Origin of the sequence: Frankia sp. AgKG'84/4 (assembly GCF_023242965.2) — a bacterium.
In the GTDB taxonomy this organism is placed as follows: domain Bacteria; phylum Actinomycetota; class Actinomycetes; order Frankiales; family Frankiaceae; genus Frankia.
This window is the reverse complement of record NZ_JALKFU020000957.1, coordinates 1-2,056: the sequence shown is the minus strand read 5'-3', so window position 1 is coordinate 2,056 and position 2,056 is coordinate 1. Positions and strand designations below refer to the sequence as shown.

At 53.3% G+C, this 2,056-nt stretch carries 1 rRNA gene; it reads left to right on the top strand.

Features of this window, described 5'->3' with window-relative positions:
• A 23S ribosomal RNA gene (locus MXD58_RS26320) occupies positions 1-1,927 on the top strand; the annotation flags it as partial.
• Positions 1,928-2,056: the final 129 nt, after the last annotated feature.

Here is a 2,056-nt window from a genome sequence, read left to right as displayed (position 1 = left end):
GGTGTGGAGTTGGTTAGACAACCAGGATGTTGGCTTAGAAGCAGCCGCCATTTAAAGAGTGCGTAATAGCTCACTGGTCGAGTGACTCCGCGCCGAAAATGTACCGGGGCTAAACGTATCACCGAAGCTGTGGATGCTAGAGGTCGGAAGTGAGAAGTGAGATGTCGGAAAAGGAAAAATGGTCTTAATCTGACCTCTCAACTCTGACCTCTGACCTCTAGTATGGTAGGAGAGCGTTCTAAGGGCATTGAAGCCAGACCGGAAGGACTGGTGGAGCGCTTAGAAGTGAGAATGCCGGTATGAGTAGCGAAAGAAGGGTGAGAATCCCTTCCACCGAATGCCTAAGGTTTCCTGAGGAAGGCTCGTCCGCTCAGGGTTAGTCGGGACCTAAGCCGAGGCCGAAAGGCGTAGGCGATGGACAACAGGTTGATATTCCTGTACCACCAGTAATCGTTTGAGCAATGGGGGGACGCAGGAGGATAGGGTAAGCGCGCTGTTGGATATGCGCGTCCAAGCAGTTAGGCTGGAAACGAGGCAAATCCCGTTTCCGTGAAGGCTGAGCTGTGATGGCGAGGGAAATAGAGTACCGAAGTTCCTGATTCCACACTGCCAAGAAAAGCCTCTAGCGAGATGAAAGGTGCCCGTACCGCAAACCGACACAGGTAGGCGAGGAGAGAATCCTAAGGTGTTCGAGAGAACTCTCGTTAAGGAACTCGGCAAAATGACCCCGTAACTTCGGGAGAAGGGGTGCTTTTTAGGGTGAATAGCCCGGAAAAGCCGCAGTGAATAGGCCCAGGCGACTGTTTAGCAAAAACACAGGTCTCTGCGAAGCCGCAAGGCGAAGTATAGGGGCTGACACCTGCCCGGTGCTGGAAGGTTAAGAGGAGAGGTTAGCGTAAGCGAAGCTTTGAATTGAAGCCCCAGTAAACGGCGGCCGTAACTATAACGGTCCTAAGGTAGCGAAATTCCTTGTCGGGTAAGTTCCGACCCGCACGAAAGGTGTAACGATCTGGGCACTGTCTCAACGAGAGACTCGGTGAAATTATAGTACCTGTGAAGATGCAGGTTACCCGCGACAGGACGGAAAGACCCCGTGGAGCTTTACTGTAGCCTGATATTGAATTTTGGTACAGCTTGTACAGGATAGGTAGGAGCCTGAGAAGCCGGAGCGCTAGCTTCGGTGGAGGCGTCGGTGGGATACTACCCTGGCTGTATTGAAATTCTAACCCGCGCCCCTCAATCGGGGCGGGAGACAGTGTCAGGCGGACAGTTTGACTGGGGCGGTCGCCTCCTAAAGAGTAACGGAGGCGCCCAAAGGTTCCCTCAGAATGGTTGGAAATCATTCGTAGAGTGTAAAGGCACAAGGGAGCTTGACTGCGAGACCTACAAGTCGAGCAGGGACGAAAGTCGGGCTTAGTGATCCGGTGGTTCCGCATGGAAGGGCCATCGCTCAACGGATAAAAGCTACCCCGGGGATAACAGGCTTATCTCCCCCAAGAGTCCACATCGACGGGGAGGTTTGGCACCTCGATGTCGGCTCATCGCATCCTGGGGCTGTAGTCGGTCCCAAGGGTTGGGCTGTTCGCCCATTAAAGCGGTACGCGAGCTGGGTTCAGAACGTCGTGAGACAGTTCGGTCCCTATCCGTCGTGGGCGCAGGAAATTTGAGAGGAGCTGTCCTTAGTACGAGAGGACCGGGATGGACGCACCGCTGGTGTACCAGTTGTCTTGCCAAAGGCATCGCTGGGTAGCTATGTGCGGACGGGATAAGTGCTGAAAGCATCTAAGCATGAAGCCCCCCTCAAGATGAGATTTCCCATAGCGCAAGCTAGTAAGATCCCTGAAAGATGATCAGGTTGATAGGTCAGAGATGGAAGCGTGGTGACACGTGGAGTTGACTGATACTAATCGATCGAGGACTTAACCAAAACGAAAAGTGAAGGCGACTGTCCAGCTTCGACAGACGTTGAAAGCCGACCATGGAAATCCCGGTTTTGGATTTGTATGGGCGGATTGAAACGGCCGAGAAGTTAGGAGCCGTAACTAGACACCATTAC